The sequence below is a fragment of the Thalassorhabdomicrobium marinisediminis genome, assembly GCF_003072065.1.
Lineage (GTDB): Bacteria > Pseudomonadota > Alphaproteobacteria > Rhodobacterales > Rhodobacteraceae > Octadecabacter > Octadecabacter marinisediminis.
The window spans coordinates 249,316-273,629 of sequence record NZ_QCYG01000003.1; the positions used below are offsets into that span (position 1 = coordinate 249,316).

29 protein-coding genes are annotated in these 24,314 nt (G+C 64.3%); 14 read left to right on the forward strand and 15 right to left on the reverse strand.

The genetic code is table 11. The features are described 5' to 3' along the window. Positions 1-3: 3 nt before the first annotated feature. The 4 genes from DC363_RS05730 (at position 4) to DC363_RS05745 (ending at position 2,493) form a co-directional block, all read left to right on the forward strand. A complete protein-coding gene (locus DC363_RS05730; RefSeq protein WP_108640172.1) occupies positions 4-1,041 on the forward strand; it encodes an MBL fold metallo-hydrolase in 1,038 nt (345 codons plus the stop codon). Positions 1,042-1,173: 132 nt separating this feature from the next. Further along, positions 1,174-1,656 carry a DUF6173 family protein gene (locus DC363_RS05735; protein ID WP_108640173.1) on the forward strand — a complete coding sequence of 161 codons (483 nt, stop codon included), beginning with the start codon at positions 1,174-1,176 and terminating at the stop codon, positions 1,654-1,656. 73 nt (positions 1,657-1,729) lie between these two features. Further along, positions 1,730-1,864 (forward strand): aa3-type cytochrome c oxidase subunit IV, encoded by a 135-nt coding sequence (locus DC363_RS05740; RefSeq protein ID WP_108640174.1) that lies wholly within the window; start codon positions 1,730-1,732, stop codon positions 1,862-1,864. A 5-nt stretch (positions 1,865-1,869) separates the two neighbouring features. Continuing rightward, the gene (locus tag DC363_RS05745; RefSeq protein ID WP_108640175.1) at positions 1,870-2,493 is read left to right on the forward strand and encodes a hypothetical protein; all 624 of its coding nucleotides are present in this window, start codon (positions 1,870-1,872) and stop codon (positions 2,491-2,493) included. Here DC363_RS05745 and DC363_RS05750 read toward each other — a convergent pair. Further along, complete coding sequence (locus DC363_RS05750) at positions 2,487-2,816, reverse strand: AzlD domain-containing protein (RefSeq protein WP_108640176.1); 330 nt, start codon at positions 2,814-2,816, stop codon at positions 2,487-2,489. The two genes, DC363_RS05745 and DC363_RS05750, sit on opposite strands and share 7 nt — an antisense overlap. Further along, entirely contained in the window at positions 2,813-3,526 is a 714-nt protein-coding gene (locus DC363_RS05755; RefSeq protein WP_108640177.1) for an AzlC family ABC transporter permease, read from the reverse strand. Before DC363_RS05755 ends, DC363_RS05750 begins: the two co-directional genes overlap by 4 nt. Before the next feature lie 101 nt (positions 3,527-3,627). Here DC363_RS05755 and mobA point away from each other — a divergent pair, with 101 nt between their 5' ends. Continuing rightward, complete coding sequence (mobA, locus tag DC363_RS05760) at positions 3,628-4,200, forward strand: molybdenum cofactor guanylyltransferase MobA (protein ID WP_108640178.1); 573 nt, start codon at positions 3,628-3,630, stop codon at positions 4,198-4,200. Beyond that, positions 4,197-4,784 carry a GNAT family N-acetyltransferase gene (locus DC363_RS05765; protein ID WP_108640179.1) on the forward strand — a complete coding sequence of 196 codons (588 nt, stop codon included), beginning with the start codon at positions 4,197-4,199 and terminating at the stop codon, positions 4,782-4,784. The genes mobA and DC363_RS05765 overlap by 4 nt, the downstream gene beginning before the upstream one ends. Here the strand turns inward: DC363_RS05765 and DC363_RS05770 are convergent. Continuing rightward, on the reverse strand, positions 4,781-5,803 hold the full coding sequence (locus DC363_RS05770) for a hypothetical protein (protein ID WP_108640180.1): 1,023 nt from the start codon (positions 5,801-5,803) through the stop codon (positions 4,781-4,783). The two genes, DC363_RS05765 and DC363_RS05770, sit on opposite strands and share 4 nt — an antisense overlap. 11 nt (positions 5,804-5,814) lie before the next feature. Beyond that, entirely contained in the window at positions 5,815-6,285 is a 471-nt protein-coding gene (greA, locus tag DC363_RS05775) for a transcription elongation factor GreA (RefSeq protein ID WP_108640181.1), read from the reverse strand. Between the two features lie 116 nt (positions 6,286-6,401). On the opposite strand from greA, the gene DC363_RS05780 reads away from it, so the two are divergent. The 4 genes from DC363_RS05780 (at position 6,402) to DC363_RS05795 (ending at position 11,873) form a co-directional block, all read left to right on the forward strand. Next, on the forward strand, positions 6,402-7,385 hold the full coding sequence (locus DC363_RS05780; RefSeq protein WP_108640182.1) for a phosphatase PAP2 family protein: 984 nt from the start codon (positions 6,402-6,404) through the stop codon (positions 7,383-7,385). Positions 7,386-7,514: 129 nt separating this feature from the next. Then, positions 7,515-9,161 (forward strand): electron transfer flavoprotein-ubiquinone oxidoreductase, encoded by a 1,647-nt coding sequence (locus DC363_RS05785; protein WP_108640183.1) that lies wholly within the window; start codon positions 7,515-7,517, stop codon positions 9,159-9,161. Positions 9,162-9,313: 152 nt separating this feature from the next. Beyond that, positions 9,314-11,035 (forward strand): tetratricopeptide repeat protein, encoded by a 1,722-nt coding sequence (locus DC363_RS05790; RefSeq protein ID WP_108640184.1) that lies wholly within the window; start codon positions 9,314-9,316, stop codon positions 11,033-11,035. Positions 11,036-11,042: 7 nt separating this feature from the next. After that, positions 11,043-11,873 carry a 4-(cytidine 5'-diphospho)-2-C-methyl-D-erythritol kinase gene (locus DC363_RS05795; protein ID WP_422396404.1) on the forward strand — a complete coding sequence of 277 codons (831 nt, stop codon included), beginning with the start codon at positions 11,043-11,045 and terminating at the stop codon, positions 11,871-11,873. On the opposite strand, the gene DC363_RS05800 is transcribed toward DC363_RS05795, so the two are convergent. After that, the gene (locus DC363_RS05800) at positions 11,866-12,864 is read right to left on the reverse strand and encodes a polyprenyl synthetase family protein (RefSeq protein WP_108640318.1); all 999 of its coding nucleotides are present in this window, start codon (positions 12,862-12,864) and stop codon (positions 11,866-11,868) included. The genes DC363_RS05795 and DC363_RS05800 overlap by 8 nt on opposite strands. A 54-nt stretch (positions 12,865-12,918) precedes the next feature. Between DC363_RS05800 and DC363_RS05805 the strand changes: the two genes are divergently transcribed. From DC363_RS05805 to DC363_RS05815, 3 genes are all read left to right on the forward strand, one after another. Further along, positions 12,919-13,134 carry a putative signal transducing protein gene (locus DC363_RS05805; RefSeq protein WP_108640186.1) on the forward strand — a complete coding sequence of 72 codons (216 nt, stop codon included), beginning with the start codon at positions 12,919-12,921 and terminating at the stop codon, positions 13,132-13,134. Continuing rightward, positions 13,131-13,883 carry a tRNA1(Val) (adenine(37)-N6)-methyltransferase gene (locus DC363_RS05810; RefSeq protein WP_108640187.1) on the forward strand — a complete coding sequence of 251 codons (753 nt, stop codon included), beginning with the start codon at positions 13,131-13,133 and terminating at the stop codon, positions 13,881-13,883. Before DC363_RS05805 ends, DC363_RS05810 begins: the two co-directional genes overlap by 4 nt. A gap of 120 nt (positions 13,884-14,003) precedes the next feature. Continuing rightward, entirely contained in the window at positions 14,004-14,171 is a 168-nt protein-coding gene (locus tag DC363_RS05815) for a YdcH family protein (RefSeq protein WP_108640319.1), read from the forward strand. Positions 14,172-14,244: 73 nt separating this feature from the next. On the opposite strand, the gene phbB is transcribed toward DC363_RS05815, so the two are convergent. The 3 genes from phbB to DC363_RS05830 form a co-directional block, all read right to left on the reverse strand. Further along, complete coding sequence (gene phbB / locus DC363_RS05820) at positions 14,245-14,967, reverse strand: acetoacetyl-CoA reductase (RefSeq protein WP_108640188.1); 723 nt, start codon at positions 14,965-14,967, stop codon at positions 14,245-14,247. Between the two features lie 84 nt (positions 14,968-15,051). Beyond that, complete coding sequence (locus DC363_RS05825; RefSeq protein WP_108640189.1) at positions 15,052-16,227, reverse strand: acetyl-CoA C-acetyltransferase; 1,176 nt, start codon at positions 16,225-16,227, stop codon at positions 15,052-15,054. Between the two features lie 162 nt (positions 16,228-16,389). Next, positions 16,390-17,193, reverse strand: coding sequence for an EAL domain-containing protein (locus DC363_RS05830; RefSeq protein ID WP_108640190.1), 804 nt, complete (start codon positions 17,191-17,193; stop codon positions 16,390-16,392). A gap of 102 nt (positions 17,194-17,295) precedes the next feature. Between DC363_RS05830 and DC363_RS05835 the strand changes: the two genes are divergently transcribed. Further along, complete coding sequence (locus tag DC363_RS05835; RefSeq protein WP_108640191.1) at positions 17,296-17,862, forward strand: DNA-3-methyladenine glycosylase I; 567 nt, start codon at positions 17,296-17,298, stop codon at positions 17,860-17,862. 3 nt (positions 17,863-17,865) lie between these two features. Here DC363_RS05835 and DC363_RS05840 read toward each other — a convergent pair whose 3' ends face one another. From DC363_RS05840 to DC363_RS05870, 7 genes are all read right to left on the reverse strand, one after another. After that, on the reverse strand, positions 17,866-18,303 hold the full coding sequence (locus DC363_RS05840; protein ID WP_108640192.1) for a molybdenum cofactor biosynthesis protein MoaE: 438 nt from the start codon (positions 18,301-18,303) through the stop codon (positions 17,866-17,868). 1 nt (position 18,304) lies between these two features. Further along, positions 18,305-18,550 carry a molybdopterin converting factor subunit 1 gene (gene moaD / locus DC363_RS05845; RefSeq protein ID WP_108640320.1) on the reverse strand — a complete coding sequence of 82 codons (246 nt, stop codon included), beginning with the start codon at positions 18,548-18,550 and terminating at the stop codon, positions 18,305-18,307. A 14-nt stretch (positions 18,551-18,564) separates the two neighbouring features. After that, entirely contained in the window at positions 18,565-19,227 is a 663-nt protein-coding gene (gene pgsA / locus DC363_RS05850; RefSeq protein ID WP_108640193.1) for a CDP-diacylglycerol--glycerol-3-phosphate 3-phosphatidyltransferase, read from the reverse strand. A 178-nt stretch (positions 19,228-19,405) separates the two neighbouring features. Next, positions 19,406-21,271 carry an excinuclease ABC subunit UvrC gene (gene uvrC, locus DC363_RS05855; RefSeq protein ID WP_108640194.1) on the reverse strand — a complete coding sequence of 622 codons (1,866 nt, stop codon included), beginning with the start codon at positions 21,269-21,271 and terminating at the stop codon, positions 19,406-19,408. Between the two features lie 293 nt (positions 21,272-21,564). Next, positions 21,565-22,341, reverse strand: a complete 777-nt coding sequence (locus DC363_RS05860) for an SDR family oxidoreductase (RefSeq protein WP_108640195.1) — start codon at positions 22,339-22,341, stop codon at positions 21,565-21,567. Beyond that, entirely contained in the window at positions 22,341-23,321 is a 981-nt protein-coding gene (locus DC363_RS05865; RefSeq protein ID WP_108640196.1) for a calcium/sodium antiporter, read from the reverse strand. The genes DC363_RS05860 and DC363_RS05865 overlap by 1 nt, the downstream gene beginning before the upstream one ends. A 160-nt stretch (positions 23,322-23,481) precedes the next feature. Next, the gene (locus tag DC363_RS05870; protein WP_108640197.1) at positions 23,482-24,273 is read right to left on the reverse strand and encodes a S49 family peptidase; all 792 of its coding nucleotides are present in this window, start codon (positions 24,271-24,273) and stop codon (positions 23,482-23,484) included. Positions 24,274-24,314 lie beyond the last annotated feature (41 nt).

Genomic DNA, 24,314 nt, shown 5'->3' on the forward strand with positions numbered 1-24,314 from the left:
GGCATGACAGATAAAATCGACTATCCCTGGTCTGAGCCTCCGACACAGGGCACGGCCACCCAGGTGGCGGACGGCGTGCTCTGGATGCGCTTGCCGCTGCCCATGGCGCTGGATCACGTCAACGTCTATGCGCTGGACGACACGTTGCACGGCGGCGACGGCTGGACGCTTATCGACACCGGTTTCGACACCTCGAAAACCCGCGCGATCTGGGAAGATTTGCTGGCCGGACCGCTGGCGGGCAAACCGGTGACCCGCGTCATCGGCACCCACCACCACCCCGACCACATCGGGCTGGTCGGCTGGTTTCAGGACGCCGGCGCCACGCTGGCGATGCCGCGCACTGCCTGGCTGATGGCCCGGATGCTGGTGCTGGACGAACAGCCCGCCTACCCGTCCCGCTCGCTTCTTTTTTACGAACGCGCCGGCATGGACGCGGACCTGCTTGCCAAACGACGCGCGGAACGCCCTTTCAACTTTGCTGATTGCGTGCACCCCATGCCGCTGGGTTTCACCCGTCTGAAAGAGGGCGACACCCTCCGCATGGGCGGGCGCACATGGGACATTCGCATGGGCAACGGACACGCGCCGGAACACGCAACCTTCTGGAGCCGCGACGACGCGCTTGTGATCGGGGGCGACCAGCTTTTGCCGTCGATCAGCCCCAACATCGGGGTCTATCCCACGGAACCCGACGCCGACCCGCTGGCCGAATGGCTTGAGGCCTGCGAGCGTCTGTCCGCCTTCGCGCGCCCCGATCAACTGGTTCTGGGCGGGCACAAGCTGCCCTTCACCGGCCTGCCGAAACGGATGCGGCAGTTGATCGACAACCATCACAGCGCGCTAACCCGCTTGATGGCCCATATCGACACGCCGAAACGCGCCGGCGATTGCTTCAAACCGCTGTTCAAGCGCGACATCGGCCCCGCCGAATATGGCCTTGCACTGGTCGAGGCGCTGGCCCACCTCAATCACCTGCACCAAACCGGCCGCGCCACCCGAACCTTGCGCGACGGGGCCTATTGGTTTCAGGCGGTCTGAGGCCTACTCCAGCATCGTTGTCCCCGCATCCCTTAACACTGGCCTGCGGTCCCAGCCGTTTTTCCACTCGGACATCGTGCCTTGCAGGGTTATGTTGCGGGCGAGACCCCGCCGCGCGAACAGGATGACATTATGGACGACACGATCGCCACCTCGGCCGAAGCGCTTGAGAATGCCGCCCTGCCCCGCTGCCGTGAGGTTCATGCCGATCCGAAGGTCGCGCCGCCGCAGACCAACCGCAGCGCGCAGAACAAAAGCCCCGCGCAATGGGCGTATGAGCGGCTCATCCTCTACATCCAGAACTTCGAGGAAACCCTCGACGCGGAGCATGAGGTGGCCATGGGCTTTGCGGGGGACAGCTCGGGCACGATCCGCATCGCCGGGCTGGGTTATTACGACCCGGATATCATTACTTTCTACGGCACCGATTCCCACGGCGCCAAGACGCAACTTGTCCAGCACGTGACCCAGCTTTCGGTCATGCTGCGGGCGCTGCCGAAACCCGTCGAACAGAAAAAAGCCACGCGCATCGGCTTTCGGCTGGCGCAATCCCTGAAGGACGAGGACGAAGCGGCCGACGCAGCCCCCGACCCCCACGACAAGACGAGCGCCTGACGGGTGCTGACGGGTGCTGACAAGGGCTTTTGAATCGGGTAAAGCCCGATCAACGCGAACAAAGGAACATCTCATGGCAGATCACAAGCACGGCGAAATGGACATCGAAGTTCAGGAAAAGACCTTTCAGGGCTTCCTGACCTTGTCGGCACGGGCCGCAATCGCGGTCATCGTGGCGCTGATCCTGCTTGCGCTGATCAACGCTTGATCCGGATGCGCCGCCGGTTCTTTCTGCTGTCGGCGCCGCTGGCGCTGGCCGCCTGCGGCGGCGTTTCCCGGCGCGAGGGTTTGGCCCCGCAAGCCGACATCGACCGCGTCGCCTATGTGCAGCCCGGCCCGAAGCGGCTGACCCTGATGACCATGAAGAACACCAGCTCGGACAATGGCGCGCATTCCGGGCTGATCATCAACGCCAGCCAGCAGGTGCTTTGGGATCCCGCGGGCACCTTCGGCCATGACACGATCCCCGAGCGTAACGACGTGCATTTCGGCATCACGCCGCAACTGGCCGAGCTCTACATCTCGTTCCACTCGCGCGAGACTTATTACACCCTCATTCAAGAGGTGGACGTCCCCGCTGAGGTGGCCGAACAGGCCTTGCAACTGGCAATCGCCAACGGCCCGACGCCCAAGGCGATGTGCACCGCGCATACCTCGCGCATGTTGGCGCAATTGCCCGGATTCGAGCATATCCGCCCGACGTTCTTTCCCAACAATCTGGCCGATCAGTTCGCGCAGACCCCCGGCGTGCGCACGCGCATCCACCGCGAAAACGATGCCGATGACAAATCCATCGCCGCGGCCGAGATCGACGCGGTGCTGCGGGCGGCTCAGTAGCCCGCTGTCAAGGCAAGCATTCCGTAAAGAACCACCCCCCCGGTGAGGATCGAGGCGATCACGTTGCGGGTGAGGATGCCCACGCCAAAGGTCGCCAGCGCGGCGGAGAGGCGTGCGGGGTCAACCTCGCCCCCGGTGGCGGCGGGCCACAGCACCATCGGCGCCACCAGACCGGGTAGCACTGCCACGGCGGTATAGCGCAGGTGCCGCAGCGCCCAGTCCGGCAACCGCCGCCCGCCGATCAGCCCCAGAAACGAGAACCGGATCAGATAGGTGCCGACACCCAGCACCAGAATCACCGTCCAGATATAAGCCGCGCTCATGCCGGGACCCTCCGTGCGCTCATCACCTCGACCCGCGCGCCGACGATCATGGCCACAATCGCGGCGATCAGCAGGCCGGTGTTATAGGGCAGACCCGCCAGTGCCAGTGCCAGCACGATCGACACCAGCGCCGCCACCATATGCGCAAGCGTGCGCATCATCGGCGCGATGATTGCCAGAAAACAGATCGGCACGGCGAAATCCAAAGCCATCCACTCGGGGATCGCGTCGCCCACCCAGATGCCGACGCCGGTGGCCAGAACCCAGACCGGACAGATCGGAGTTACCGCCCCGAAGAAGAACGCGATCCGCGCGGCAAGGCTCATCTGGGGGCGGTCTTCATAGCGGTTGACCGAGACCGCGTAGCTCTGATCCACGTTGACATAGGCGATCAGCGCCCGTTTCCACAAAGGCGCCTCGCCCAGCCAGACGGCAAGCGACGCGGAATACATCGCCATCCGCAGGTTCACCGCCAGCGCCGTGGCCACGACGATCAGAAAGGGCGCATCCTCGACCATCAGTTGCAGGGCCGCGAATTGCGACGCTCCGGCGAAGACCACCGAAGAGAACGCCATGATCTGCACCGGCGTGAAGCCCGATTCGCTGGCCACCACGCCGAACAGCAGCCCGAACGGCACGACGACAAGCATGAACGGTAGGCCCTGCCTGAAGCCCGACCAATACTGCGATTTCAGGGGTGCGTCCGTCATCTGCCTGCCTTACATTTCCATTGCGACGGGCATAGCCCCGCCCGTGACCGAAGACAATGAAGCCTGCGCCATGATCCGAACCGTTGACACAATGTGCCCCGATGCGTGAACCCTTCGGCCTGATCCTTGCCGGGGGGCGCGGCACCCGCATGGGGGGCGTCTCGAAAGCCGGGTTGAGGCTCGGCGGTGAGAGCTTGCTTGAGCGAGTGCAGGCAAGGCTTGCGCCGCAGGTTGACCGGATCGCGGTCAACGCCAACGCCGCCCTGCGCACCCCCCATCCGGTCATTCGCGACAGCCTTGCGGGGCATCTTGGCCCGCTCGCGGGGGTGCTGACGGGGTTGGACTGGGCGGCAGCCCTTGGGGCCAGCCATATCGTCACCGTCGCCGTCGACACGCCGTTCTTTCCCTGCGATCTGGTGCCGCGTCTGCTGCTGGCCGGTAGCGGCAAGCTCGCCATCGCGGAAACCTCCGACGGCGAGCACGGGACCTTCGGTCTTTGGCCCGTCTCCCTGCGCGCACCGCTTGCGGCCTATCTCGAACAGGGCGGGCGCAAGGTCCGCAGCTTCACCTCCGCGCAGGGCGCGGCATTGGCGCGGTTCCCCGACACGACGCCGCCCGCGTTCTTCAACATCAACACCCCCGACGATCTTGCCCGCGCGGCGGACTGGCTGTGACGGCGCACCGCGTCTCTGCGGGGTTCACGCCCGCGGAACGCGCCGAGATCGCAGAGCTTTACTGGCAGGCCTTCGGTGACAAGCTCGGCCGCATCATGGGCCCCGCGCCGCGCGCCCTGCGCTTCATCGAAGACGTGCTCGACCCAGCCCACGCCTTGGTCGCGCGCGACCGGCAGGGCGCGCTGCAGGGCGTCGTGGGCTTCAAGACCTATCACGGCGCGCTGGTCGCCGGCGGCTGGCGCGAGATGGCCCGCCATTACGGCTGGCTCGGCAGCACTTGGCGCATTGGGCTGCTGGCGCTGCTGGAACGGGATGTCGAGAACGAACGCTTCCTGCTGGACGGTATTTTCGTGCGCCCTGCCGCGCGCGGGCAAGGGGTCGGGCGCGCCTTGCTTGAAGCGACCTACGCCGAAGCGGCCCAGCGCGGCTACAAAGAGGTGCGCCTTGACGTGGTGGACAGCAACCCCCGTGCCCGCGCGCTCTATGAACGCGAAGGCTTCGTCGCGCTGGACGTGCACCACCTCGGCCCGCTGCGCCATGTCTTCGGGTTCAACAGCGCGACCACCATGGTGCGACAGGTCTAGTCGAAGGCCCCGGTCACGCGCCCCAGCAACATGAAGGCGCGGCTGGTGCGGGTCTCGGCCAGCGCGGCAAGGTCTTCGTCGCTGGCGTTCTGCTCGAAATCCACGAGCATCTGATCGTATTTGCGCAGGAAATGGTGCGCCGCATCGCGGAAAATCGTATCCTCGCGCATGCGGGCGGCGGTCAGCGCCAATGAGGAGCGGTCGCGCACGCCGCCAAGGCTGGCCACGCTCTTGCCGCGCTCGCCGGCGGCGAACTTGCGCCAGACTTCGGGGCGGGCGCGATCCGGGGTCAGGTCGTCCATATAGATGCCGTCCTGGCTGAGCAGGGTAAGCACATCCTGACTGGCCTGAATCAACTGTTTCGCCGTGCGATCCTTGAGCGCTCGGCGCAGCGCGGCAAAGCCCACCTCATCCCCTTCGGTGTCGGGGAAGTTCAGCGCCCGCACAAGGTCGGGACGGGACAGCGGTGGGGCGAGGTCTTCGGCCGTGGTGCCCAGCGCAAGGCTTGGCTGATCCGCCGCCGGTGCGTTTGCCCGCGCCTCGCGCGTCGGCGCTGGCGCCACCCGGGCGGTCGGGCGCGACGTGGCAAAGGTCGCAAGTGCTGCTTCGGTTTTCTGCGTGGCGCGGGCAATCTCGTCGAGTTTGCGTTCGACCGAGGACTCCACCCCCGCCCCGCGCGCCTGCCGGTCCGCGACGTGGCTTTGCCGCAAAGCATCGATCGACGCCTGCAGACGCTGGCTTTCCTCGTGCACGGTCTGGACGGTCCGCGCAGCCAGCGCCGCGACCCAGACCATCGCAATCGGCAGCACGATCGCCACCAGCGTCATCACGGATCGCAGACGGTCCAGCGCCTGCGCCTCGCCCTCGCCACCGGCAAAGACGAAAAAGAACAGCACCGTGCCCACCAGCCAGATCAGGCTGATGGCAAGGGCGATCACTTCAATCCCGGTGACAGGCAGGCCCGCGTCGCGCACCCCTGTCCGCAACAGCCGGTCTGGTCTGGTCTGGCCTTCGGTCATCAGGTCGCGCCTTACTTGTAGACGATGTCCGCAATCTCATAGGATTTCACGCCCCCGGGGGTGCGCACCTCGACGCTGTCGCCGTCTTCCTTGCCGATCAGGGCGCGGGCGATGGGCGACTTGAGGTTCAGCTTGCCCGCTTCGATGTCGGCCTCATACTCGCCCACGATCTGATAGGTCTTCTCTTCCTCGGTGTCCTCGTCGATCAGGGTCACCGTGGCGCCGAACTTGACCGGACCGGAGAGTTTCGCAGGGTCGATCACCTCAGCCAGAGAAATCACGCCCTCAAGCTCTTTCACGCGGCCCTCGATGAACGACTGTTTCTCCTTGGCCGAGTGATACTCGGCGTTCTCGGACAAGTCGCCATGTTCACGCGCCTCAGAGATGGCGCGGATGATCGCCGGACGTTCAACCGTTTTCAGATGCTTCAGCTCCGCATCCAGTTTGTCGAAGCCTGCGCGGGTCAGCGGTATTTTATCCATCTTCAGTTCCTACAATCTCGCGTTCTTCGCCCGTCCAGAATTGCGACCGGGCGAAAACTGGGTCAAACTGGAAACTCTCTGTGCAGATCGCACCAATTCCAGAATGGTGAAAAGGTATGAACACAACTCTGCGCAGTTATGCAATGATAGTTTCCCTTTACGCGGCCTGCGTCATGGGGGTTCATGCCGCGATCGGCCTTTCCCCGCTCACGTTGCTTGGCGAGGTGATCACGAGCCTGCCGGGCGCGATGGCTCTTTTCGTCGTCTTCGCCGGAAACAGCATTCTGCCTGTTGTTATGGTCCTGATACTGTTGCGCAAGCATATCGACATCCGCCGCGTTCCCTTCGTCTTTGCGATCATGGGGCTGCACGCCATCTTCTTCATGATGTTTTTTGCGTTCAAGACATCCATGCCCGCGATGACCGGCTTCTGGGCGGACCCGATACTGGCGCGACTGGACGCCGCTTTGCACTTCGGAGACCCCTACCGGCTGACGCATGCGGTGCTGTCGGACATTCCCGCGAGATACCTGAGCTTCATCTATACAAGCTGCTGGTTACTGCCGGCCTTCTTCCTGCCTGTATGGATCGTCGCCCTCGATGGCGACGAAAAGCGGGTCCGGCGCTTCATCTTGTTGCATGCGTTCGTCTGGGCGGTCCTTGGCTCATTTCTAGCGCTCATGTTCCTGTCCGCCGGGCCTGTGTTCTACGATCGCCTCATCGAGGGGGACCGGTTCAGCGATCTGCTTGTTGCCCTGAAGGTCTCAGGCATATCAGATTCCAACGTGGGCCTCGCCCATACAGACCTATGGACCAAGTATATCGACGGTGAAAATGCCGCAGGATCTGGGATCTCTGCATTTCCGAGCGTCCACGTGGGCATGGCGACGGTCTTCGCGCTGTATCTTTATGAACGTTTTCCACGCGCGAAATACGTCAGCATTGCAATCGTGGCGGTCTACCAAATCCTGTCTGTCCATCTTGGCTGGCATTATGCCATTGATGGCTATGTTTCTGTGCTGTCCGTATGGGCGCTGTGGGCCCTGTCGCACCGGCGGGCGCGCCGCGCCGCCCCTCGGTGTGCGACGACAGCAGATTGACCGCGCCCAGTGATCGACGCCACGTCTTGCGCAGGCCTTGGTAAATTATGCAGCAGCAAGATTGCCGCGCGCGGATGCGTCCTATAACCATTTGCAAAACTGTCTGGCTGGTCTGAGGGAGGCTCATCAATGGCTGAAATTGAACGCGAATCCATGGAATACGACGTCGTCATCGTCGGGGCCGGCCCTGCGGGACTATCGGCGGCGATCCGGCTCAAGCAATTGGACGCGGACCTTAGCGTTGTGGTGCTCGAGAAAGGCTCGGAAGTGGGCGCGCACATCCTGTCGGGCGCGGTGCTGGACCCTTGCGGGCTGGACGCTTTGATCCCCGGCTGGAAGGAAAAGGGCGCCCCGCTGAACGTGCCCGTGACCGAGGACAATTTCTACATGCTGGGCGAGGCGGGCAAGATCCGCGTTCCAAACTTCCCCATGCCGCCGCTGATGAACAACCACGGCAACTACATCGTCTCGATGGGCAACGTCTGCCGCTGGATGGCCGAACAGGCCGAAGCCCTTGGCGTGGAAATCTTCCCCGGCATGGCCTGTTCCGAACTGGTTTACGGCGATGCGGGCGAAGTCAAAGGCGTCGTCGCGGGCGTCTTCGGGCTCGAGGCCGACGGCTCTTACGGGCCGAACACCGAGCCGGGGATGGAGCTGCACGGCAAATACGTCTTCCTTGGCGAAGGCGTGCGCGGGTCGCTCTCGAAAGAGGTGATCGCGAAATACGATCTTGCCCGGGACGCCGAGCCGCAGAAATACGGGCTGGGCATGAAGGAAATCTGGGAAATCGACCCCGCCAAGCACCGCGAGGGCACCGTCACCCACACCATGGGCTGGCCGCTGGGCAAGAACGCGGGCGGCGGGTCGTTCATCTATCACCTTGAGAACAATCAGGTTTACGTAGGCTTCGTCGTCCACCTCGGCTACGCGAACCCCTACGTCTTCCCGTACATGGAATTCCAGCGCTTCAAGCATCACCCCATGGTGGCCGAACTGCTGGAAGGCGGCAAACGCGTCGCCTATGGCGCGCGTGCGATTTCCGAAGGCGGCTATCAGTCGATGCCGAAGATGACAGCCCCCGGCGTGGCGCTGCTGGGCTGTTCGGTGGGCATGGTCAACGTGCCGCGCATCAAGGGCAACCACAACGCCATGCTGTCGGGCAAAGCCGCCGCCGAAGCCGCCTATGCGGCCATCGCCGCAGGCCGCGCCAGTGACGAGCTGACCGAGTATGAGGCCGACGTGCGCGAAGGGGCCATCGGCAAAGACCTTAAGAAAGTGCGCAACGTCAAGCCGCTGTGGTCCCGGCACGGGCTGCTCGCATCCCTCATGGTGGGGGGGCTGGACATGTGGACGAACACGTTCGGGTTCTCGGTCCTTGGCACGCTCAAGCACAGGAAATCCGACGCCGAAGCCACCGAGAAGGCAGATCAGCACCAGCCCATCGACTACCCCAAGCCGGACGGCAAGCTCAGCTTCGACCGGCTGACCAACGTGGCGTTTTCCTTCACCAACCATGAGGAAAGCCAGCCTGCGCACCTCAAGCTGAAGGACCCCACGCTGCCGGTCGCCGTGAACCTGCCCGAATACGCAGGCCCGTCGGCGCGCTATTGCCCCGCCGGCGTTTACGAGTTTGTCGGTGAAGGCGCCGAGACCAAGTTCCAGATCAACTTCCAGAACTGCGTGCACTGCAAGACCTGCGACATCAAGGATCCGCTGCAGAACATCAACTGGACGGTCCCGCAGGGCGGCGACGGGCCGAACTATCCCAACATGTAACGCAAGTCGCGCGATCTCTTCGAACAGGGCCCCCGCGCGGGCCCTGTTTTGCTTTGCGGACGCGGTATCCCGCCGAAGCCCGGACAAGACAATTGCTCCGCGTGCGGCTTGACCCTAGGTTGCACGAACAACCTACACCGGAGCCCGCCCCTGTGATCTTTCGCCTTCCTTCTGCCCGACTGGCCACTGCGGCCAGCGCCTTGTGGTGCCTGACCCTGCCCGCCGCCGCGGACCCCGATCCCGGGGCTTATCTCGCGGCGCGGCATGCGATGGTCAACGGCGACTACGGGACGGCAGCCGCGCACTATCGCCACACGCTGCTGGCCGATCCGACCAACACCGAGCTGATGGAAAAGGCGCTGACCGCCTATCTCGGCACCGGAGAGATCGAGGCCGCGGCAGAGCTCGCGCGGGCCTTCCACGGTGCGGGGGAAGACAGCCAATTGGCCAATATCGCCCTTATGGCGCAGGCCGCCGGGGCCGCGGATTGGGCCGCGATCTTCGACATGCTGGAAGCCGGCCATCAGGTCGGCCCGCTGATGGACGGCCTCGCTCAGGCCTGGGCGCATGTGGGGATGGGCAAGCCAGACCGCGCGATGATGAGCTTCGATGAAGTGATCGACACCCCCGGCCTGCGCCCCTTCGGCCAACATCACAAGGCCCTTGCGCTGACGCTGCTGGGCGATTTTGCGGCCGCCGATGCGATCTATTCCCTGCCCGCTGCCGAAGGCGTGCCCCCCTCGCGGGCGACGCTCGTCTCTCACGCGCGGGTGCTGGCCGAACTGGGCGCGTTCGAGCGCGCGCAATCGCTTCTGACACGCGCCTTCGGCGAGGCGTCCGATCCTGAAATCACCGCCGTGCAGGCCGCCCTTGCCGCGCAAGAGATCCCCGCCCTGCCGCGCAGCGTGACCAGCCCCGCGCAGGGCATCGCCTATGGGTTCGTCGGCCTCGCGGACGTGCTGCAGGGGGAAGCAGACGAAAGCTATCTGCTGCTCTATGCGCAGGCTGCCCGCCACATCGCGCCACAGGATGCTGACGCGCAGATCGCCACCGCGCAGTTGCTCACCGCGCTGGAACAATACGACGCCGCCGCCCGGACCTTCGCCAAGGTGGCCACCGACGATCCGGCCTTTCACAGCGCCGAACTGGGCCGGGCCGAGGCGTTGCGTCTTGCCGGGCGGGTCGATCAGGCCATCGAGGTTCTGACCCAGCTCACACGCAGCCATCCGCAGGTTCCGCTGTCCCATGTGTCGCTGGGCGATGCCTTCCGCGAGCAGGGCCGGTTCGAGGATGCGGCCGAGGCCTACACACGGGCGATTGCGGGCTACGGCGACGATTCCCCGATCCTGTGGTGGCTGCACTACACGCGCGGCATCGCCTATGAGCGGATTGGCGATTGGCCCCGCGCCGAAGCCGACTTCCGCGCCGCACTCGCCCGCAAGCCCGACAGCCCTTCGGTGCTGAACTATCTGGGCTATTCGCTGGTCGATCGCGGATTGTCCGAACACTACGACGAAGCGCTCGCCATGATCGAAGCCGCGGCCGCCGCGCGGCCCGACAACGGCGCGATTGTCGACAGCCTCGCCTGGGTCTATTTCACCCTTGGCCGCTATCAAGAAGCCGTGGAGCCGATGGAGCGCGCCGCCGAGCTTGAGCCGAACGACCCGATCCTGAGCGACCACCTGGGCGATGTTTACTGGATGGTGGGCCGTACGGTCGAAGCGCGGTTCCAGTGGCGTCGGGCGCTGTCCTTTGACCCGGAAGAGGCCGAGGCCGAACGCATCCGCCGCAAGCTCGAGATCGGGCTGGACGCGGTCTATGCCGCCGAAGGCGTGACCCCGGCGCCGGCGGTCGAGGTCGCCAATGACATCTGACGCCACGCTGTCCGAGGCGGCACCGGCGAAGATCAACCTTGCGCTGCATGTCACCGGACAGCGCGACGACGGCTATCACCTGCTCGATTCGCTGGTGGTTTTTGCGCAGATCGGCGACACGATCAGCGTCGCGCGCTCGGACGTGTTGTCACTGAGCGTCGACGGCCCCTTCGCCGATGGACTTTCGATCACGGACAACCTCGTGCTCGATGCCGCCCGCGCCTTTGACACCCGCGACGGGGCCGCAATCACCCTGACCAAACGGTTGCCACTCGCCTCGGGGATCGGCGGCGGGTCGGCGGATGCCGCAGCGACTTTGCGCGCGTTGTCGCGCCTTTGGGACCGCCCCCTGCCCCAAGGCGAGGCGATTGCAGCGCTTGGCGCTGATGTGCCGGTCTGCCTGTCGCAGGACCTTACCCGCATGTCCGGCATCGGAGACGACTTGCACCGGATCGGCCCGCCGCCGCCCCTGCACCTCTTGCTGGTCAATCCCGGTGTCGAAGTCTCGACTCCTGCGGGCTTCAAAGCTCTGCCGCAGAAGTCCAATCCGCCCATGACCGACCCGATGCCCCATCCGTGGGAAAGTGGGTTGTGGCTGGACTGGCTGCGCGCCCAGCGCAACGATCTGCAAGCGCCCGCCTGTGAGGTTGCGCCGGTGATTTCGGATGTTCTGGACCTCATCGCCGCGCAGACCGGCTGCGATCTGGCGCGTATGTCCGGCTCGGGCGCCACCTGTTTCGGCCTGTTCCAGACCGCCGCCGCCTGCACCGCCGCTCAGGCCGTTATCGCCGCGCAGCACCCCGAGTGGTGGTGCGTCGCAACGCAGGCCGTTACCTGACCCGCGCCACGACGTAGTCGGCCAGATCCAGCAGCATATCCTTAAGGTCATGGCCGGGCAGCGGGTCCAGAGCAGCCTTGGCCCGCTCCATCCACGCCAGCGCATCCGCCCGCGTGCTCTCAAGCGTGCCGTGTTTGGCCAGCAGGTCCAGTGCAGTCTGCAAATCGCCCTCCTCCTGACGGCCCTTCTCGATGGTGCGCACCCAGAACGCCCGCTCTTCCGCGTCCGCCGCCGCCACCGCGCGGATCACCGGCAGGGTCAGCTTACGCTCGCGGAAATCATCGCCGATGTTCTTGCCGGTGGCGTCCGTGCCCTGATAATCCAGCAGGTCGTCGACGATCTGGAAGCCCACGCCCAGCGCATCGCCATAATCGAACAGGGCCTGGACCGTCTCCGCGTCGCGCCCCGCGATCACCCCGCCCACTTCCATCGCCGCCGAGAACAACGCCGCCGTTTTGCCCCGCACCACCTGCAGATAGGTCGCTTCGCTCGTGGCAAGGTTGCTGGCCGCGGTCAGTTGCAGCACCTCGCCCTCGGCGATGGTGGCAGCTGCGTTCGACAGGATGCGCAGCACGTCCAGCGATCCGGTCTCGGTCATCAATTGGAACGACCGTGCGAACAGGTAGTCCCCCACCAGCACCGACGAGGTATTGTCCCACAGCAGGTTGGCAGTGGGCCGCCCGCGCCGCTGCGCGCTTTCGTCCACCACGTCGTCATGCAGCAGGGTCGCCGTGTGGATGAACTCCACCGTCGCCGCCAGATGCACGTGATAGGGGCCCTCGTAGCCGCACAGGTTGGCTGAAGCGAGCGTCAGCATCGGCCGCAGCCGCTTACCCCCCGCTTCGACCAGATGCGCGGTCACTTCCGGAATTCGCGGCGCATGTTCCGAGGCCATGCGTTCCCGGATCAGAAGGTTCACCGCCTCCATCTCCTCGGACAGGGCGGCAGCCAGCCGGTCATGGGGTTTCGTGGCAGCGTGATCGAGGCTCATGCGCATAGGTGTCCTTGCTCGACAAAGGCGCCCGATGCGCCTTAGATCAGGGGTATGAAAGAACTCCTGCGCAGCAACGATATGACCGTGATCGCCTTTGCCAAAGCCCTTCTTCAGGGCGAGGATATAGAGGTGTTCGAGTTGGACGTAAATATGAGCATCCTCGACGGCTCGCTCGGCATATTGCCGCGCCGCCTGATGGTCCGGCGCGAGGATCATTTCATCGCCGCCTCTGTGCTGACCGCCAACGACATCGACCTAGGACAATGACCGACACCACCTGTGACGCCTTTCTGGGCGGACGTCTGACGCTTGAGCAGCCCGCCCGCGGCTATCGCGCGGGCCTCGATCCGGTGCTGCTGGCCGCCGCGGTCAAGGCGCGCGCGGGTGAGACGGTGCTGGAGCTGGGCTGCGGTGCGGGGGCGGCGCTGCTCTGTCTGGGCACGCGGGTGCCGGGTCTTGTCCTGCATGGGGTTGAGGTGCAGCCGGCCTATGCGGAGCTGTGCCGCCGCAACGCCGCCCGCAACGGGATGCAAGCGACGATCTGGGACGGGGACCTGCGCGCCCTGCCGCCCGCGCTGAGCAACATGACCTTTCACCACGTCCTCGCCAATCCGCCCTATTTCGAGGCCGGACGCGGCAAGGCCAGCGCCCTGCACGACCGTGATCTGGCGCTGCGCGGCGACACGACAACGGCCAACTGGATCGAAACCGCGACCCGGCGCTTGCGCCCCAAGGGATGGCTGACCCTGATCCACAAGGCCGACCGTCTCCACGACGTCCTGCGCGCTATGGACGACCGCCTCGGCGCGATCTCGGTCTACCCGATCACCGGACGCGCGGGCCGCCCCGCCGACCGCGTGCTGGTCCGCGCCCACAAGGGGGCACGCGGGCCGTTCCGGCTGCATCCGCCGGTTCATCTGCACGACGGGCCGCAGCACCGCAGCGACCAACCGGACTACCGCCCCGAAATCGGCGCAATCCTGCGGGATGGCGCTTCGTTTCCCCTGCCCGATTAACCAAATCGAAACACTTCGCGCGCGATCCTGCCCATGGTCGCGCTTTCTGCCATGCAGCGTGACAGAGGCCTAAATCTGTGGTCAGATTTAGTTTCATTCACCGAAGTTAGGAGGAACACCATGAGCTTGACGTCCCACCTGGAGGAACTCAAGAGAAAGCACGACGCCCTGTCCGAGGCCGTCGAGAAAGCCCAACGCAGTCCTGGCTCCGATGATCTTGAGGTGTCGCGCCTCAAGAAGGAAAAACTTCATCTGAAAGAAGAGATTACGCGCCTGACCCCGGCCTAGCGCCCGCCGTCAGATCGCAAACGAAAAGGGCCACCCCAAGGGGCGGCCCTTATTTGTGCCAAGGGTGGCGGGTCTAGACGAAAAATTGCGCCCCGTTGGCGGAAATCGTCGAGCCGTTCACGAAACCCGAATCGTCCGACGCCAGGAAGGCCACGCAGCGCGCAATCTCTTCTGGCTCACCCAGGCGGCCCGCCGGAATCTGGCTGATGATCGACTCGCGCACCTTTTCCGGCACCGCCATGACCATTTCCGTCGCGATGTAGCCCGGGCAGACCGCGTTCGCCGTGATCCCCGCCCGTGCGCCTTCCTGCGCCAGCGATTTGATGATGCCCAGATCCCCCGCCTTGGTCGCCGCATAGTTCACCTGTGCGAACTGGCCTTTCTGGCCATTGATCGACGAAATCACGATCACCCGGCCGAATTTGCGTTCCCGCATTCCGGGCCAGATCGGGTGAATCGTGTTGAACACGCCGGTCAGGTTGGTGTCGATCACCTCTTTCCACTGGTCCGGCGTCATCTTGTGGAACGGCGCATCGCGGGTGATGCCCGCGTTGGCGACGACCACTTCGATGGGGCCAAGCTCCTCCTCGACCTTGGCGATCCCGGTTTTCGAACTCTCGTAGTCCGCGACGTTCCACTTGTAGGTCTTGATGCCGGTGGTTTCGGTGAACTTGGCCGCGGCCTCATCATTGCCCGCATAGGTCGCGGCGACGGTGTAGCCGTCCTCCTTCAGTTTCTTCGAGATCGCCTCACCAATGCCGCGCGATCCCCCTGTTACGAGTGCTACCCGTCCCATATCTCTCTCCCTTTCGATTGAACTTGGCAATGATGCTATCGGGGCCAGGATCGTGGCGCAACATTATTGCGCCGCGATTTCCGATCAGGGACGTTCAACGCAAAGCGCCACGCCCATCCCGCCGCCGATGCAGAGTGTCGCAAGCCCCTTCTTCGCATCCCGACGCTTCATCTCGTAAAGCAGCGTGTTCAGCACACGACAGCCCGACGCGCCGATCGGGTGACCGATGGCAATCGCGCCGCCGTTCACGTTCACAATCGCAGGGTCCCATCCCATGTCCTTGTTCACCGCGCAGGCCTGCGCTGCAAAGGCTTCGTTCGCCTCGACCAGATCAAGATCATCGACCGTCCAGCCGGCTTTTTCCAACGCCTTGCGCGACGCATAAACCGGCCCGACGCCCATCACCGCCGGATCAAGCCCCGCGGTCGCATAGGACGCGATGCGCGCCAGCGGTTCGATCCCGCGCTTCTCGGCGTCATCCGCAGACATCAGCAGCGTCGCCGCCGCGCCATCGTTCAACCCCGACGCATTCGCCGCGGTGACCGAGCCGTCCTTGGTGAAGGCGGGCCGCATCTTTTGCATTGCCTCAAGGTTCGCGCCGTGGCGGATGTATTCGTCCTGATCCACCACGATGTCGCCTTTGCGGGTCTTCACCGTGAAGGCGGCAATCTCGTCCGCGAACTTGCCCGCCTTCTGCGCCGCTTCGGCCTTGTTCTGCGAGGCAACGGCGAACTCGTCCTGCATATCGCGGGAAATCTGCCACTTCTCGGCGACATTCTCGGCCGTTTGCCCCATGTGATACTGGTTGAACGCATCCCAGAGGCCGTCTTTGATCATCGTGTCGATCAGCTTGATGTCGCCCATCTTCTGACCGGCGCGCAGGTTCTGCGCATGGGGGCTGAGCGTCATGTTTTCCTGACCGCCCGCCGCGACAATCGACGCATCGCCCAGCATGATGTGCTGCGCCCCCAGCGCGACCGCGCGCAGGCCCGAGCCACAGACCTGATTGATCCCCCAGGCCGCGGCTTCCTGCGGCAAACCGGCGTTGATATGCGCCTGACGTGCGGGGTTCTGCCCCTGCGCGGCAGTCAGCACCTGCCCCAGAATGGTCTCCGACACCTCGGATTTGTCGATGCCGGCGCGGGCGACGACCTCTTCAAGAACGGCGGCGCCCAGATCATGGGCCGGCGTGTTGGCAAAAGCCCCGCCGAAACTGCCCACGGCGGTGCGGGCGGCGGATGCGATAACGACATTGGTCATGGATAAATCCCCTCATATGAACCGACGACAAGCGGTGTCAGAGGGCAGCACGCCAAACGGGGCCCCCTGCCGCCGTTGTCCTGAGCATAAGTCGCTGGCAAACCATGCGCAACGCCACTTCCGCGCCGCGGAGGGCAAGGCGACCGGGCGCCGCCGGTGGCCTCAGACCGAGAACTTCGGCACGCCGAAGTGATACCCCTGCACGCAGTCCGCCCCGATCGAGGTCACGAAATCCGCTTCCGCCTGGGATTCGATCCCTTCGGCCACGGCGAACATCTCGAACTGGTGGGCGACGGTGATCAGGGCTTCGGCCAACACCTGATTGTCGGGGTCGGACTGGATGTTGCGAATGAAATGGCTGTCCACCTTGACCAGATCAAAGAAGAAATCCTTCAGGTAGCGGAACGCGGTCATCCCCGCCCCGAAATCGTCAAGCGCAAAGGCCAGACCAAAGGGCTGCATCTCCTCCATGAAGCGGATCACGACCTCGGGCAGTTGCATGGCGCTGCCCTCGCTGATCTCGAGGATCAGTCGATCCGCCACCCCGCCGGCGCCCCGCAACTCACCGTCCAGCACCCTCCGCCAGGCCGCATCGCCCAGCGACCGCGCCGAGACATTCACCGACAGCCGCAGGTCCGGATAAAACCGCAACAGATTGAACGCCATCCGCAGGCTCACCGCGTCGATGTCACGCCCGATGCCCGTATCCTCGATCTGGTCCATGAACTGACCGGCGGGGATCACCCGCCCGGTCTCATCCATCACCCGGATCAGACTTTCATGAAACGCAAGACGGCTGCCGCCCCCGGTGGTGAAAACCGGCTGCAAGGCCAATTTGCAATTGTCCGTCGCCAGCGCCTGCCGCACCATCGACAGCACGTCACGGTCCCGCACCGAGACCGCGTATTCCAGCGGGTCGCGCGGCGTCTGGTCGTCCCAAGCCTCGGTCGGCTGTCTCAATCCCATGGGCAGCGCTCCTTTCGCGGTCACGTTGCACGGGGCGGTTTAAGGGCTGGTAAAGGACGCTGGTTTGAACTCAATTGAAGCTATTATCCCAAAGGGGGCCGCATGTCAGACCGTTGCAGCTGGGTCGGGTCGGACCCGATCTATATCACCTACCACGATACCGAATGGGGCGTGCCCGAATACGACAGCCGCGCGCTGTGGGAAAAGCTGATCCTCGACGGGTTTCAGGCGGGGCTGAGCTGGATCACCATCCTGAAAAAGCGCGAGAATTTTCGCAACGCCTTCGCCGGGTTCGACCCGCAGGTCATCGCCCGCTGGGGCGAGGATGACGTGCAGCGCCTGCTGGGCGACGCCGGCATCATCCGCCATCGCGGCAAGATCGAAGCCGCGATCACCAACGCCCGGGCCTATCTCGAGATTGACGATTTCAGCGCCTATTGCTGGGATTGGGTCGGCGGCACGCCGTTGCAGCCGGGTTTTACCACCCAAGCCGACGTGCCCCCGGCCACGCCCCTGTCCACCGCCTTGTCCAAAGACCTCAAGGCGCGGGGCTTCAAGTTCTGCGGCCCGACCATTGTCTATGCCTGGATGGAGGCTTGCGGCCTCGTCAACGACCACCTGACCACTTGCCCGCGCCACGCAGCCTGCCGCGCGCTCGCGCCGCGCTGATCCCTACCAGCGGCCCAGCGCGGCTTCGTCATCCGCCTTCGAGGCAACCCACGCGGCACCGTCGCGGGTGATTTCCTTCTTCCAGAACGGCGCGCGGGACTTCAGGTAATCCATCAGGAACTCCGCCGCCTCGAAGGCGTCGCGCCGGTGCCGCGCGGCGGTGGCGACCATCATGATCCCCTCGCCCGGTTCCAAACGTCCGAAGCGGTGGATCACCAGCGCGTCGGCCAGATCCCAGCGTTGCACCGCCTGCGCGCGGATCGCACCCAAGGCCTTTTCCGTCATGGCGGGGTAATGTTCGATCTCCATCGCCTCAAGCCCGCCCGCCACGTCGCGCACGACGCCGGTGAAGCTCACGACCGCCCCGGCCCCGTCAACCTCGGCGGCAAAGCGGTTCAACTCACCGCCCGCATCAAAGGGCATGGCCTGCACGCGGATCATCCTAGCCTCCGGTCATGGGCGGAAAGAACGCAACCTCGCGCACGCCCGCAAGCGGCGCGTCGAACTCCGCCAGCTCCTGATCCAGCGCAACACGCAAGGCCGAGGTATCCGCAAAGGCCGCCGCATAGCGCTCCTCGCGGCCGCGCAGCTCCTCCACCAGATCGGCCACCGTGGCGGCGCTGGTCGTCACATCCTCGACCGGCAGTCCGATCCGCTCGCGCACCCAGGCGAAATACAACACGTTCAATGATTGCTCCGACATCATGCCTCCCTCAGATATGGCAGCGCCTTGCGCAGGTAATCCGCGCCGGTGATGAGCGTCAGCACCATCGCCGCCCAAAGCAGCACGATCCCGACCCACCAGGAATAGAACGCGCCGCTATACCGCCAGGCAAGCCCGCCCTCATCGGGCACCTCTCCCAGCAGGATCGACTGCACCAGCACCGGGTCCATGCCTTCGATTGCCATGTTGAAATAGGTCTCGAACGCGCCCGTCGAGAACAGCACCGCAATCGCGGTCATCTGTGCGGCGGTCTTCCATTTCGCCAATCGCGTCACCTTGAGCGTGCCCGCCGTATCGCCCAGAAACTCCCGCAGGCCCGACACGAAGGTTTCGCGGAACATGATCAAGGTCGCGGGCAACAGGATATAGGGGTTCATGCCGGAAAAGCCGCAAATCACCAGCAGCGCGATCACCACCATCGCCTTGTCCGCGATGGGGTCGAGCATGGCCCCGAACTTGCTTTCCTGCTTCCACGCCCGCGCAAGATAGCCGTCGATCCAGTCGGTTGTGGCGGCAATAACGAACAGGATCAGCGCGAACCAATCGGCATAGGGCCGCGCGAAATACAAGAACATGATCGCGACACCGGGCGCCGCCAGAAGACGCAACAGCGTCAGGATGTTGGGTAAATTCCAGGTCATACGCAGTATCTAGGACCTTTGACGATGCAGCGCCACTCCCCCGCCTTCTCTGGTTCAAAAATACCTCCCCGGGGGTCCGGGGGATGGGAAATCCCCCGGCGGCGTCCGGCAAGGTATCCACCCCCGACGAGACCTTTAACCATCTGTTAACACAGCGAAACCTTATCCGCGGATAAGGTCAGCCCTTCTCGTTGAAGTAGCCATAGATCGTCTCGGCCATGTTGGCGGAAATCCCATCCACGGCCTTGAGGTCCGCAAGCGCGGCGCGGCTCACGGCTTTGGCCGAGCCGAAATGCTGCAACAAGGCGCGTTTGCGCGCCGCCCCGACGCCGGGCACCTCGTCCAGCGGGGTCGCGCCGATGGCCTTGGCGCGTTTGGCGCGGTGGGTGCCGATGGCAAAGCGGTGCGCCTCGTCCCGCATCCGCTGGATAAAATACAGCACCGGATCGTTGCGCGGCAGCGCTTTCACCGGCTTGCCCGTGCGGTAGAACTCCTCTTTCCCGTGATCGCGGTCCACCCCCTTGGCGACCCCCACCATCGGCACGTCGCCCACACCCAGATCCTCCATGATCTCGCGCACGGCCGAGACCTGCCCCGCACCGCCGTCGATCAGCAGCAACCCGGGCCAAGTCCCCTGCTTGCGCTCTGGGTCTTCTTTCAAAAGCCGTTTGAACCGGCGGGTCAGCACCTCTTTCATCATCCCGAAGTCATCCCCGGGGGTCAGGTCCTCGCCCTTGATGTTGAACTTGCGATACTGGTTTTTCTCAAAGCCTTCGGGCCCCGCGACGATCATCGCACCCACGGCGAACGCGCCCTGAATGTGCGAGTTGTCGTAGACCTCGACCCGCTGCGGCACCTCCGGCAGATCGAAGGCCTCGGCCAGACCGCGCAACAGCCGCGCCTGTGTCGCGGTTTCGGACATCTTGCGGCCCAGACTTTCGCGCGCGTTGCGGGCGGCATTGCTCACCAGCTCCGCCTTCTCGCCCCGTTGCGGCACGATGATCTCGACCTTGCGGCCGGCTTTCTCGCACAAAGCCTCCGACATCAGATCCTCGTCATCCAGCCCGTGGGACAGCAAGAGCATGCGTGGCGGTTCCCGGTCGGAATAGAACTGCCCGACGAAGGCCTGCATCACCTCGCTCGCGTCCTCGTCCCCGCTCACCCGAGGGTAATAGTCGCGGTTGCCCCAGTTTTGATTGGCGCGAATGAAGAACACCTGCACGCAGGCCTGCCCGCCGTCGCGGTGCAGCGCGATCACATCCGCCTCGGTCACGCCCCGCGGATTGATGCCCTGGCTCGTCTGCACCTGGGTCAGCGCCTTGATCCGGTCGCGCAGGGCGGCGGCGCGCTCGAACTCCATCTCGGCGCTGGCGGCCTCCATGCGTTCGGCCAGTTTCGCCTGCATCTCGGTCGACTTGCCGGTCAGGAACCGCTCGGCATCGCGCACCAACTGCTTGTAGTCGCCCTGGTCAATTTTGCCGACGCAGGGGGCCGAACAGCGTTTGATCTGGTATTGCAGACAGGGCCGCGTGCGGCTGTCGTATTCGCTGTCGCTGCAGGTGCGCAGCAAAAAGGCCCGCTGCAACGTGTTCAACGTCCGGTTCACTGCGCCCGCACTGGCGAAGGGGCCGAAGTAATTGCCCTTTTTCTTCTTAGCGCCGCGGTGCTTCTCGATCCGCGGGAAATCGTGATCGCCCGAGATGAAGATGTTCGGGAACGATTTGTCGTCGCGCAGCAGCACGTTGTATTTCGGCTTGAGTTGCTTGATCAGGTTCTGCTCAAGCAGCAGCGCCTCGGTCTCGGTCCGGGTGGTCAGGAACATCATCGACGCCGTGTGCGAGATCATGGCCCTGATCCGCGCGGAATGCCCCGTCGGGCGGGCGTAATTGCTCACCCGGTTCTTCAGGTTCCGCGCCTTGCCGACATAAAGCACTCGGCTGTCGGCATCGAGCATCCGGTACACCCCGGGCGAGCTGTCGAGCGTGCGCAGATAACCCTGAATGACCTTATAACCGGTCGGCGTTTTGGTGGATGGCTCACTCATGGATCTAACCTATGATTCCCGGTTCCGGCTGCAATGACAAGGTGCGTGCTGCAAGTGCAAACATGTCCACTTTTTCTGTGGATAACCTCGTGGGCAATTCCCGCCCATTCGGCAAATTGGCTTGATTCATTGGCCCCGGATCAGGTTGCCTAAAAAATAGGCACTCAGCCAACGCATTGCAAACATTAGATTTAATTTTGACCAATTGGCAAGAGATTGAAATCATTAACGAATTGTAACGGCGCTGTCAGGGTTCCGCCGCCCGGTGCACAAGTTCCCCTGCGTCAGCTTTGTCAGGGCAACTCAACCCCAAGAATGTCGGGCGTTTTCCAGCCCAGATGCTGGCCACCGTCGACGCACAAAAGTTGCCCCGTGACCGCCGGAGCGTCCAGAAAGTAACCCAGCGCCGCGGTGATGTCCGACGGGTTCGAGCCGCGCTGCAGCACCGTATGGCCCCGCTGGCGGTCGAAATGATCTTGCGACTGGCGCGCACCGATCAGGGTCGGCCCGGGCCCGATGCCATTCACCCGCACGTCCGGCGCGAGCCCCTGTGCTGCCGTCTGCGTGAACGCCCAGAGCCCCATCTTGGCAATCGTGTAGGTGGAGAACTCCGGCGTAAGCTTGCGCACCCGCTGGTCCAGCATGTTGACCACCAGCGCCTGTGCCACCGGCTCGCCCGCGTCATCGGGCCGGGCGGCGGGGGCCTGTTTGGCGAAGTGCTGCGTGAGCACGAAGGGCGCGCGCAGGTTCGATCCGATGTGCCGGTCCCAGCTGTCTTTCGTGGCGGTCTGCACGGTGTCGTATTCGAAGACGGAGGCGTTGTTGATCAAGACCGTCAGGGGCTGGCCCAACGCCTCGGTCGCGCGGGGCACCAGTGCCTCGACCTGTGCTTCATCCAGCAGATCGGCCTGCAAGGGCACCGATCCGTTGCCGCAGAGCGTCGCCACCTCTTCCGCGCCCTCGGCGCTGGTGTGGTAATGCACCGCCACCGCAAAGCCGCGCTGCGCCAGATAGAGCGCCATCGCCCGGCCCAGACGTGCCCCGCCCCCGGTGATCAGCGCGGCTCCCATCACAGCACCACGTAAACGTAAAGCAGGTAAAGCACCGTCAACAGCACACCCCAGACACGGGTGAGGTCCTGCTTGAGGTAGACGAAGGGGATCAACAGCAGCGACGCGGCGAGCATCACCCACAGATCGAAGGTCAGGAATTGCTCATCCACCGGGATCGGCCCCACGAGCGAGGCGACACCGATGATGCCCAGAAGGTTGAACATGTTCGACCCGATGACGCTGCCCAGCACCACGTCGGCCTGTTTGCGCAGCGCGGCCATCACGGTCGTCGCCAGCTCGGGCAGCGAGGTGCCGACCGCGACCAAAGTCAGCCCGATGACCGTCTCCGTCACCCCGAAGGTGCGCGCGATGTTCGACGCGCCCTCAACCAGAAGGCTCGCCCCCAGCGGCAGACCGATCAACCCGAGGGCCAGAAACAGCAGGATCTTTGCCCATGGCAGGTCCGGGTCGGCCCCTTCGAGGTCGTCCACCTCGGTCGCGTCGCAGCACGCCTTGCGGTGGGTGTTCGCGGCCCGCGCGGCGTGGACCAACATGCCCGCCAGCGCCGCCAGAAGCACCACCCCTGCGATCCAGTCAAAGGTGCCGCGAAACGCCAGCCCGATGAACAGCACTGTGGCGGCGATCATCTGCAGGAAGCTGGATTTGCTGTCGTGCGCGCTGGTATGCATCACCGCGATCAACGCCGGGATGCCCAGCACCATCAGCACGTTGGCCGTGTTCGACCCCACGACATTGCCCAGCGCCAGCCCCGGCACCCCGTCGAAAATCGCCTGAACCGAGATCAAAAGCTCCGGCGCGGAGGTGCCGAAGGCCACGATGGTCAGGGACACGATCAAGGCGGGCACGCCCAGCCGCAGGGACATGTTGACCGCCCCTTTGACCAGACTGTCACCGGCCAGCAGCAACAGCACCAGCCCCAGCACGGTCGCCGTCCAGTCACCGGCCGCGCCGCCGGGCAGAGGAACCCAATCGGTCATGAGCGTCCCCCCTTGCACGAACAGGGTTTGCCGAAGGTGAAGCGCCCGCAAGAGCGGCAGCGCGCGTCACTGAGACGTTTCGCACCGGGCACGGTCAGTTTGCCAAGGATCCCGAGGATGCCCATGCCGACGAGGAACAGAAGAACAATCTTTGCAATCATTACAGGCCGAACCGCGCATAGGCCGCGCGCTCTTCGAGGCCGGCAACCGCGTCATCCACGATCTGCATCCCCAAGCGCGAAAACAGGGGCTTTTTCTGACCGAACCGGCGAAAGGTCACCTTGTCGCCGAACCGGTCCTTCATCACCGGAACAAGATGGCCAATCTGGTCCGCGAGCCCCAGTTCGATGGCCTTGTGCCCCACCCAGATGTCGCCTGTGAACAGATCCGTTGCGGGGTCCAGCTTACCGGCCCTGCGACTGGTGATGTGATCCTTGAAATAGTCGTGCATATTGTCGAGCAACCCCTTGAGGCGTTTGACGTCCGATGGTTTCTCGGGCTGGAAGGGGTCTAGCATGCTCTTGGACTCGCCCGCGGTATAAACCCGCCGCTCGGCCCCGATCTTGTCGAGGGTGCCGGTCAGCCCGAAGCCTGCGGAAATCACGCCGATGGAGCCCACGATCGAGCCGCGATCGACGAAAATCTCGTCCCCCGCCACGGCCAGCCAATACCCGCCCGAGGCGGCCACATCCTCAACAAAGCTGAAAACGGGGATGTTCTTTTCTTCGGCCAGCCGCCGGATGCGCGCGGAGATCAGCGAGGATTGCACAGGCGAGCCACCGGGCGAGCTGATTTCCAGCGCCACGGCCACAGGCTTGCTGCGGAAGGCTTTTTCGATGCTGGGGGCAAGACTGCGATCCGACATCGCCCGGGCCGAGGTTCCAATCCCCCCCTGAAAGCGAATGACGGCCACATGCGGGTCGGCTTTGACGAAGGGGATGTAGCGTTTCATGGGCTTCATCTAGGGCGCGGCGCGCGGGGAAACAAGGCCAG

Bases quoted from the DNA above. Each gene is read 5' to 3' on its own strand.
- DC363_RS05830 (WP_108640190.1), bottom strand. From the start codon at position 17,193: ATGGGATTGAGACAGCCGACCGAGGCTTGGGACGACCAGACGCCGCGC.
- DC363_RS05835 (WP_108640191.1), top strand. From the start codon at position 17,296: ATGTCAGACCGTTGCAGCTGGGTCGGGTCGGACCCGATCTATATCACC.
- DC363_RS05815 (WP_108640319.1), top strand. From the start codon at position 14,004: ATGAGCTTGACGTCCCACCTGGAGGAACTCAAGAGAAAGCACGACGCC.
- DC363_RS05840 (WP_108640192.1), bottom strand. From the start codon at position 18,303: ATGATCCGCGTGCAGGCCATGCCCTTTGATGCGGGCGGTGAGTTGAAC.
- DC363_RS05805 (WP_108640186.1), top strand. From the start codon at position 12,919: ATGAAAGAACTCCTGCGCAGCAACGATATGACCGTGATCGCCTTTGCC.
- DC363_RS05745 (WP_108640175.1), top strand. From the start codon at position 1,870: ATGCGCCGCCGGTTCTTTCTGCTGTCGGCGCCGCTGGCGCTGGCCGCC.
- phbB (WP_108640188.1), bottom strand. From the start codon at position 14,967: ATGGGACGGGTAGCACTCGTAACAGGGGGATCGCGCGGCATTGGTGAG.
- uvrC (WP_108640194.1), bottom strand. From the start codon at position 21,271: ATGAGTGAGCCATCCACCAAAACGCCGACCGGTTATAAGGTCATTCAG.
- DC363_RS05740 (WP_108640174.1), top strand. From the start codon at position 1,730: ATGGCAGATCACAAGCACGGCGAAATGGACATCGAAGTTCAGGAAAAG.
- mobA (WP_108640178.1), top strand. From the start codon at position 3,628: ATGCGTGAACCCTTCGGCCTGATCCTTGCCGGGGGGCGCGGCACCCGC.
- DC363_RS05780 (WP_108640182.1), top strand. From the start codon at position 6,402: ATGAACACAACTCTGCGCAGTTATGCAATGATAGTTTCCCTTTACGCG.
- DC363_RS05735 (WP_108640173.1), top strand. From the start codon at position 1,174: ATGGACGACACGATCGCCACCTCGGCCGAAGCGCTTGAGAATGCCGCC.
- pgsA (WP_108640193.1), bottom strand. From the start codon at position 19,227: ATGACCTGGAATTTACCCAACATCCTGACGCTGTTGCGTCTTCTGGCG.
- DC363_RS05770 (WP_108640180.1), bottom strand. From the start codon at position 5,803: ATGACCGAAGGCCAGACCAGACCAGACCGGCTGTTGCGGACAGGGGTG.
- DC363_RS05755 (WP_108640177.1), bottom strand. From the start codon at position 3,526: ATGACGGACGCACCCCTGAAATCGCAGTATTGGTCGGGCTTCAGGCAG.
- DC363_RS05865 (WP_108640196.1), bottom strand. From the start codon at position 23,321: ATGACCGATTGGGTTCCTCTGCCCGGCGGCGCGGCCGGTGACTGGACG.
- greA (WP_108640181.1), bottom strand. From the start codon at position 6,285: ATGGATAAAATACCGCTGACCCGCGCAGGCTTCGACAAACTGGATGCG.
- DC363_RS05825 (WP_108640189.1), bottom strand. From the start codon at position 16,227: ATGACCAATGTCGTTATCGCATCCGCCGCCCGCACCGCCGTGGGCAGT.
- DC363_RS05870 (WP_108640197.1), bottom strand. From the start codon at position 24,273: ATGAAACGCTACATCCCCTTCGTCAAAGCCGACCCGCATGTGGCCGTC.
- DC363_RS05800 (WP_108640318.1), bottom strand. From the start codon at position 12,864: ATGAGCCTCGATCACGCTGCCACGAAACCCCATGACCGGCTGGCTGCC.
- DC363_RS05785 (WP_108640183.1), top strand. From the start codon at position 7,515: ATGGCTGAAATTGAACGCGAATCCATGGAATACGACGTCGTCATCGTC.
- DC363_RS05810 (WP_108640187.1), top strand. From the start codon at position 13,131: ATGACCGACACCACCTGTGACGCCTTTCTGGGCGGACGTCTGACGCTT.
- DC363_RS05750 (WP_108640176.1), bottom strand. From the start codon at position 2,816: ATGAGCGCGGCTTATATCTGGACGGTGATTCTGGTGCTGGGTGTCGGC.
- DC363_RS05730 (WP_108640172.1), top strand. From the start codon at position 4: ATGACAGATAAAATCGACTATCCCTGGTCTGAGCCTCCGACACAGGGC.
- DC363_RS05860 (WP_108640195.1), bottom strand. From the start codon at position 22,341: ATGGGAGCCGCGCTGATCACCGGGGGCGGGGCACGTCTGGGCCGGGCG.